The 6269-nt window shown below is 64.4% G+C and carries 7 protein-coding genes; 4 read left to right on the forward strand and 3 right to left on the reverse strand.

Annotated features, from left to right (window positions below):
* The first annotated feature begins 3 nt into the window (after positions 1 to 3).
* From cobT to NKG60_RS22835, 4 genes are all read left to right on the forward strand, one after another.
* The gene (cobT, locus tag NKG60_RS22820) at positions 4 to 1902 is read left to right on the forward strand and encodes a cobaltochelatase subunit CobT (RefSeq protein WP_352666424.1); all 1899 of its coding nucleotides are present in this window, start codon (positions 4 to 6) and stop codon (positions 1900 to 1902) included.
* Complete coding sequence (locus tag NKG60_RS22825) at positions 1899 to 2924, forward strand: esterase-like activity of phytase family protein (protein WP_352666426.1); 1026 nt, start codon at positions 1899 to 1901, stop codon at positions 2922 to 2924. The genes cobT and NKG60_RS22825 overlap by 4 nt, the downstream gene beginning before the upstream one ends.
* Positions 2925 to 3107: 183 nt before the next feature.
* Positions 3108 to 3476, forward strand: a complete 369-nt coding sequence (locus tag NKG60_RS22830) for an ArsR/SmtB family transcription factor (protein WP_352867153.1) — start codon at positions 3108 to 3110, stop codon at positions 3474 to 3476.
* A complete protein-coding gene (locus NKG60_RS22835; RefSeq protein ID WP_352666430.1) occupies positions 3473 to 3958 on the forward strand; it encodes an SRPBCC family protein in 486 nt (161 codons plus the stop codon). Before NKG60_RS22830 ends, NKG60_RS22835 begins: the two co-directional genes overlap by 4 nt.
* Before the next feature lie 39 nt (positions 3959 to 3997).
* Here NKG60_RS22835 and NKG60_RS22840 read toward each other — a convergent pair whose 3' ends face one another.
* The 3 genes from NKG60_RS22840 to rpmB form a co-directional block, all read right to left on the reverse strand.
* Positions 3998 to 4672 carry a spermidine synthase gene (locus NKG60_RS22840; RefSeq protein WP_352666432.1) on the reverse strand — a complete coding sequence of 225 codons (675 nt, stop codon included), beginning with the start codon at positions 4670 to 4672 and terminating at the stop codon, positions 3998 to 4000.
* Positions 4673 to 4755: 83 nt separating this feature from the next.
* On the reverse strand, positions 4756 to 5436 hold the full coding sequence (locus NKG60_RS22845) for a queuosine precursor transporter (protein WP_352666433.1): 681 nt from the start codon (positions 5434 to 5436) through the stop codon (positions 4756 to 4758).
* 83 nt (positions 5437 to 5519) lie between these two features.
* Positions 5520 to 5816, reverse strand: a complete 297-nt coding sequence (gene rpmB, locus NKG60_RS22850) for a 50S ribosomal protein L28 (protein ID WP_292664929.1) — start codon at positions 5814 to 5816, stop codon at positions 5520 to 5522.
* Between the last annotated feature and the right edge of the window lie 453 nt (positions 5817 to 6269).

A 6269-nucleotide genomic window follows, 5' to 3' on the forward strand; every position in this document is an offset into this window, starting at 1 on the left:
TCGATGGCGGGTCCGGGCGACAACACGCGAAACAAATCCAAGACCGGCGCTGAGAACGACAGCTTCAAGCGCGCCGTTACCGTCTGCATGCGCGCCATTGCCGGCGACAAGGATCTCGAGGTCGGTTTCGCCAAGGACCGGCCGGCGCTGGCCGGCAGCCGTGCCCGGCTGCCGGAATTGCCGAAGAAGGCATCGAAGGCGGACATCGCCATCACCCGCGGGCTCGGCGATTCCATGGCGCTGAAGCGCGCCTGCCATGATGCGCGCATCCACACCAGGCTGGCACCGGAAGGCAAGGCAGCGCGCGCCATCTATGACGCGGTCGAGCAGGCCCGGGTCGAGGCGATAGGCTCTCGCGCCATGCAGGGCGTTGCCGACAATATCGGCTCGATGCTGGAGGACAAATACGCCAGGGCCAACCTCGTCGACGTCAAGGACAAGGCCGACGCGCCGATCGAGGAAGCGCTGGCGCTGATGGTGCGCGAAAAACTGACCGGCCGCGCTGTGCCGAAAAGCGGCGAACGGCTGGTCGATCTCTGGCGGCCCTGGGTCGAGGAAAAGGCCAGCGCCGATCTCGACGGGCTGTCGGCAAAGCTCGACGACCAGCAGGCATTCGCCCGCGTCGTGCGCGAGATGCTCGCCTCCATGGAAATGGCCGAGGAGCTCGGCGACGACCAGGAGACGGAAGACTCGGAGGACAACGACGAAAACCAGCCGCAAGGCGAGGAGCAGAGCGAGGAGGGCGGCGAAGACGATTCCGGCTCCGAGCAGTCGCAGTCCGAGGATACAGAGGCATCGTCGGACGACGAGCAATCGGCCGAGACGGAGGCCTCCGACGCCACCGCCGAGGATCTCTCCGACGATGACGACGCCGATGCGGAGACGCCCGGCGAGGCGCGCCGCAACGACAATCCCTTCACCAATCTGCCGAAGGAGATCGACTACAAGGTCTTCACCACGGCCTTCGACGAGACCGTAGGTGCGGAAGAACTGTGCGAGGAGGAGGAGCTTGATCGGCTGCGCGCCTTCCTCGACAAGCAGCTCGCCAACCTTTCCGGCGTCGTCGGGCGGCTGGCCAACCGGCTGCAACGCCGCCTGATGGCGCAGCAGAACCGCTCCTGGGATTTCGACCTCGAAGAGGGCTATCTCGATCCGGCGCGGCTGGTGCGCGTCGTCATCGACCCGATGCAGCCTCTGTCCTTCAAGCAGGAGCGCGACACCAAATTCCGCGACACGGTGGTGTCGCTGGTGCTCGATAATTCGGGTTCGATGCGCGGCCGGCCGATCACGGTCGCGGCGACCTGCGCCGACATCCTGGCGCGCACGCTGGAACGCTGCGGCGTCTCAGTCGAAATCCTCGGCTTCACCACCCGCGCCTGGAAGGGCGGACAGGCGCGCGAGAAATGGCTGAAGGAAGGCAAGCCGCCGAACCCCGGCCGGCTCAACGATCTGCGCCACATCATCTACAAATCCGCCGACCATCCGTGGCGGCGGGCGCGCCGCAATCTCGGCCTGATGATGCGCGAGGGGCTGCTCAAGGAAAACATCGACGGCGAGGCGCTGCTGTGGGCGCACAACCGGCTGATCGCGCGGCCGGAGCAGCGCAAGATCCTGATGATGATCTCGGACGGCGCGCCGGTCGATGATTCAACGCTGTCGGTCAATCCCGGCAATTATCTCGAGCGGCATCTGCGCGCCATCATCGAGCTCATCGAGACGCGCTCGCCGGTCGAGCTTTTGGCCATCGGCATCGGCCACGACGTTACCCGCTACTATCGCCGCGCCGTCACCATCGTCGATGCCGAAGAATTGGCCGGCGCCATGACCGAGCAGCTGGCCTCGCTGTTCGGCGAGGAAACCGTGCGCGACACGCGGCGCGGCGGCATGCGGCGCGCCGGATGATTTTTTCCCGCGGCGGCTTTCGGCAGAAGCTTTTGGCCGCCATTGCGTTGTTAGGCATCAGTTTGGCGCCTGCTATCTCTGCCGGGCCGGCCTCGGTCGAGCCGGCCGAAATCTCGGCACGGCCGATCAGCGAATTCCATATCGGCCGGCCGGACAAACAGTTCGGGCCGCTCGAATTCGTCGGCGGACTCGAAATGACCTCGCCGACACGCGATTTCGGCGCGCTGTCGGCGCTTCGGTTCCTCAAGCCGGGCAGCGATTTCATCGGCGTCGCCGACACCGGCTTCTGGTTCTTCGGCACCCTCGTCCACGATGCCGACAAGCGGCCTTCCGGCATCGAGAATTTTCGCATGCAGCAGATGGTCGATGCGGCCGGCCAGCCGATCGACGAGAAATGGGCGGTCGATGCCGAAGGCCTCGCGGTCAAGGACGGCATTGCCACGGTCGGCTTCGAGCGCGATCACCGTATCGCCGAGTTCAAGATCGACCCGGACGACATGAAGGCGCCGTTCAGGCAATTGGACTTCCTGATCCCGGCCGGGGAACTTCGCCGCAATCGCGGCTTCGAGACCGTCACTCGCGCCAATCCCAACGGGCAGCACGCGGGCGGACTGGTCGTGGTGTCGGAGAAGAGCCTCGACGAGGCCGGCAACATCTTTGCCGCGATCATCGAAGGGCCGCACAAGGGCGTCTTCACCGTCAAGCGCAATGGCGATTTCGACATCACCGACGGCGCCTTCCTGCCGGACGGCGACCTGTTGCTGCTGGAGCGCAGTTTTTCGATGGCCCGCGGCGTCAAGATGCGGCTGCGGCGCATCTATGGCGAAAGCGTCGAGAAGGGCGCCGTCGCCGACGGGCCGGTGCTGCTTGAAGCCGACATGGGTTACCAGATCGACAACATGGAAGCGCTCGACGTCTGGACTCGCGACGACGGCGCGCTGATCGTGTCGCTGATGTCCGACGACAACCATTCCATCCTGCAGCGCAATCTTTACCTGGAATTCATCCTGCACGAGGATTGACGCGCGACCGGTGGCTGACGGCGACGCTGGCGTTTCCACGTCGTTCGCAGCGCATGCAATGTCCTTGGCGATTTCCTCGGGCAATGACCGGCATCGCCGAGTTTTTCCAGCCGGCTCTCACCATGTGCAAAATACTTAAGTCGTGACTTGACAATTTGCGTCATCGGCGAAATACTCAAGTCCATGCTTAAGTATTCCGAGATCGACAGCATCCTGCGGGCTCTTGCCGAGCCGACGCGCCGGGCAATCCTGGAAAGGCTGAGCCGCGGGCCGGCCACCGTCAGCCAGCTGGCGGAGCCGTTCGGCATGACCTTCGCCGCCGTGCTCCAGCATCTCCAGGCGCTGGAAGCGTGCGGGCTGATCCGCAGCGAGAAGGTCGGACGCGTGCGCACCTGCCGGATCGAGCCTGGCGGGCTTGCCCCGCTCGCCGACTGGATCGCCGCGCGCCGTACGCCGGCCGAACGCCACCTCGACCGTCTCGGCCAGATCCTGGCGGAGACTGACCAACCGAACGCGACACTCCACGACCAGGAAAAGGACGACAAGAAATGAACCAGATTGCCCCGGTTAACGACGGGCACTCCGTCATCCATTCGATCTTCAGCATCGAGCGGACCTATCCGCAATCGCCCGAGCGCGTCTTCTTCGCCTTTGCCGACAAGGCGACAGTACGGCGCTGGCGCGTCGAAGGCGACGGCTTCACCATCGCCGAATTCACCTTCGATTTCCGTGTCGGCGGCGGCGAGGTTTCGCGGTTCAGCCATCAGGGCGGCCCGGAGATCAGGCTCGATGCGCAGTTCCAGGACATCGTCCCCGACCGGCGCATCGTATTTTCCTACCGGATGGCGGTCGGGCCGCAGCCGCTGTCGGCGTCGCTCACCACTGTCGAGTTCGCACCCTCCGGCGACGGCACCCGCCTGACCTATACCGAACAGGGTGCGTTCTTCGATGGCGTCGATTCAGCGCAAGGGCGCGAGGAGGGTACGCGCGGGCTGCTGCAGGCACTCGCCGCCGAGCTTCAGAAAGCGCGGTAGAGGTTCGTCGGCGTTATCGGGCGGCGTCCAGTAAGGGGCCTATTGCCCCTTGCTCGCGAGCCAGACGATGTGACGGGCGCCGCGCTTGCCGTGAGCCCGCACCTTGACCTCCTCGACCGTGAACCCCGCCTGCTTGAGCCTTCGGGTGAAACCTGCGTCAGGGCCCTGCGACCAGACCGCCAGCACACCGCCGGGCTTGAGAGCTGCTCTCGCGCTGATCAGGCCGGCCGCGCTGTAGAGCGCATCGTTGGCCTTGTGGACGATGCCCTCGGGGCCGTTGTCGACGTCGAGCAGGATCGCGTCCCAGGCCGATGCTTGCGAACGGATGAGCTGACCGACGTCGGTCTCGTGAATACTGACTCGCCGGTCGTCAAGGCAGCCGTCGAAAACCTCGGCCATCGGCCCGCGCGCCCAAATCACGACCGCCGGTACCAGTTCGGCAACGGTGACCTGCGCATCGGCGCCAAGCTCGGCCAGCGCCGCGCGCAAGGTAAAGCCCATGCCGAGGCCGCCGATCAGGATGTTTGGGGTCCGGCGGCCGGCAATCCTTTGACAGGACAGTTTGGCCAGCGCCTCTTCGGAACCGCTAAGCCGGCTATTCATCAGCTCGTTCGCGCCAAGCATGATCGAGAATTCGCCGCCGCGCCGTTTCAGGCGGAGTTCCTGTCCGCCGTCAGGCGTTTTTGCCGAGTCCAGTTGAAGCCAGGGGATCATGCTCGATAGTCTTTGAGCATGATCTTGTCCGAAAACCGGTTCCCACTTTCCGCTAACGCGGACCTTCGGTTCGGGATCATGCTCTATGCCGCCAGTGCCGGTTGGCTCCAGCGGGCGGCAAGCAGCCGGTAGGGGATCAGCGCCACCACCGCTATGACCAGCTTGACGCTGAGATCGCCGAGCGCCCAGGATATCCAGCGCATCGTCTCGACCGGCAGCACGCCCATCAATGGCGCGGTTTCCAGCGCAAAGCCGTCGTTGGGCCCGGCGAAGGCGAAAGCCGCCGCAAAGGCGACGGTGAAAAACACCACCGTATCGAAGACGGAGCCGACCAGCGTGCCGACGATCGGTGCGCGCCACCAACTCTGCCGGCGCAGCCGGTTGAACACGGTGACGTCGAGCAACTGCGCGGTGAGGAAGGCGGCGCCCGACGCCGCGGCAATGCGCACCAGCCGGTCGGCGGCGGTCTCGAATTCGATCAGGCCGTGGCGAAACAGCAGCGGCGGGATGACGATCGAGCAGATCACCGCTGTCATGAAGCCGACAAAGACGATCCTGCGCGCCACCGTCGGCCCATAGCGGCGATTGACGAGATCGGTGACCAGGAATGAGAACGGATAGGTGAAGGCGCCCCAGGTCAGGATGTCGGCCAACGACAACCCGCCGATTGCACCCTGCATCGGGAACTGCACAAGGATGTTCGATGCCACGACGACGAGCGCCATGGCCGCCACGAAGGGCAGGTACCGCGAGAGGAAAATCATTTTTTTATCCTGGGTAATGGAACCAGCGGAACGCGATCCGGAACCCGGGTCACGCCCTGGAAGGCGACTGACCGCCGAAAAACTCAGGCGGCCGGCTGTTCGGCGAGCTTCTTGGCGATCTGCTTCTTCAACAGGCGGGCGCGCTGCGACAATTCCTTGGCATCTGCCTTGACCAGGAAGGCATCCAGGCCGCCGCGATGCTCGACCGAACGCAGCGCGTTGGCCGAAATGCGCAGGCGCACATTCTGGTTCAGCGCTTCCGAGATCAGCGTCACATTGACGAGATTGGGCAGGAAGCGACGCTTGGTCTTGTTGTTGGCGTGGCTCACATTGTTGCCGGACATGACTGCCTTGGCAGTGAGTTCGCAGGTGCGGGACATGGTTCTAACCTTCGGTTCTCGGTCCTGCCCAAACATTCGACCCGCGCCGGGTGGCGCGCGGTTTCGGTCAGGCGGCCTTATGGAAAAAGTTGGCGTTCCATAGTTGCATTTCGTCGAGGCGTCAAGCTTGGGGTTGCTCGGGAGAGGGGAATCGCACCTTTCGGAGGAGGTGTCGTCGGCGAAGCTGCCGATCTCCCCCTTGCGGGGAAGATGTTGCTGTCCCGCGGATCTCTCAAGACTTGGGTTCCTCGCCCACCGCGAAGCGGGGGAGAGGTGGCCGCAAAGCGGCCGGAGAGGGGGGCCTTTTCGTAGAGCGCGGTTCCCCCACTCCGTCTCGGCTTCGCCGAGCCACCTCTCCCCCACTATCGTGCTATCGGATTCACACATTTTGCAGATTGAGTTTGGTTCCGTACTTGATGGCGTGGAATTCGGCGAGGCCGATGCGCATGACCT

Origin of the sequence: Mesorhizobium sp. M1428, assembly GCF_040317515.1 — a bacterium.
Taxonomy (GTDB): Bacteria; Pseudomonadota; Alphaproteobacteria; order Rhizobiales; family Rhizobiaceae; genus Mesorhizobium.

Excerpts from the sequence above, each read along its gene's own strand:
- cobT (WP_352666424.1), top strand. The coding sequence starts at position 4 with ATGGCGGGTCCGGGCGACAACACGCGAAACAAATCCAAGACCGGCGCT.
- NKG60_RS22825 (WP_352666426.1), top strand. The coding sequence starts at position 1,899 with ATGATTTTTTCCCGCGGCGGCTTTCGGCAGAAGCTTTTGGCCGCCATT.
- NKG60_RS22830 (WP_352867153.1), top strand. The coding sequence starts at position 3,108 with ATGCTTAAGTATTCCGAGATCGACAGCATCCTGCGGGCTCTTGCCGAG.
- NKG60_RS22835 (WP_352666430.1), top strand. The coding sequence starts at position 3,473 with ATGAACCAGATTGCCCCGGTTAACGACGGGCACTCCGTCATCCATTCG.
- NKG60_RS22840 (WP_352666432.1), bottom strand. The coding sequence starts at position 4,672 with ATGATCCCCTGGCTTCAACTGGACTCGGCAAAAACGCCTGACGGCGGA.
- NKG60_RS22845 (WP_352666433.1), bottom strand. The coding sequence starts at position 5,436 with ATGATTTTCCTCTCGCGGTACCTGCCCTTCGTGGCGGCCATGGCGCTC.
- rpmB (WP_292664929.1), bottom strand. The coding sequence starts at position 5,816 with ATGTCCCGCACCTGCGAACTCACTGCCAAGGCAGTCATGTCCGGCAAC.